Source organism: Staphylococcus sp. 231237_7MaSpsaltlick, assembly GCF_043107035.1.
In genome coordinates this window covers 1-871 of record NZ_JBICNX010000193.1, presented here as the reverse complement: position 1 = coordinate 871, position 871 = coordinate 1, and the positions used below count along the sequence as shown (strand labels likewise).

Annotated in this window: 1 protein-coding gene; it reads left to right on the top strand. The window is 34.1% G+C overall.

Annotated features, from left to right (window positions below):
• Positions 1-410 (top strand): tail assembly chaperone (locus ACF91D_RS30855; RefSeq protein WP_392438571.1); only part of this gene is annotated, 410 nt, incomplete at its 5' end.
• Between the last annotated feature and the right edge of the window lie 461 nt (positions 411-871).

The following is an 871-nucleotide window of genomic DNA, read 5'->3' as shown; positions in this document are numbered from 1 at the left end:
ATATTGAAGCGAAGAAATTCAGTGAGAAAGATAAAGAGAATACTGTTCCTGGCTTCAATGTGATTTATAACAAATTAATCAATAAAGATAATGAGGGTATTTTGGATTTTTGGCAATGTGCTACATCTCATTTAGCAGATAAGCCTTCAAAAGAAGATATTTTCAATGCTATTCAAAATGTAATTGAAGAAAAGCAAGATACTAAAGAGTTATTAGCAGGCGCTTTAGATGTAATGACAAATAGTGGTTTTTTCAAACAAAAGACACGCCAATATTGGATGAACGTGTCGAAAGGAGAAAAGATGGCGAAGAAAGAGGAGAAAGAGCAAGCCAAAATCGGTCACGAAATGATGGTAGAGAATTACAAAGACATCATGGGCGTAGAACCATTATTAACTTCAGTGAAATAAGGCAACTTACTGCACGTTACATTGGTTATATACCAGAACAAGAATTATATAGTATGACACCAAATGAGTGGAAAGATTGGATTATAGGAGGGCAAGATAAACTCCTAGACATCAGAGAAAACAATCTACATTCTGCAGTAGCTCATGGCATGGTCCAAGGTGGGAAACGTCTAGTTGGTATGCATAGAGAAATTGAGCAAAAACGATATGAAATTAGAAACCAATTACAAGAATATAAACGTAAAAAAGAAATGGAACGTAGAAAACGTTATGCAGAGCGTGAAGCATTCAAACGAGGAACACGTAAGATGCTTTCCAAATTTGATTAAAGTGAGGTGATAAGTTGGAAAATAAAAATTTTATGGCCAAGATATTTGCTAATATAAAAAACTTTGAAAGAAATGTGCATAAAGCACAACGATTAGCACAAACTTCTGTCCCTAATGAAATCAATACAAATG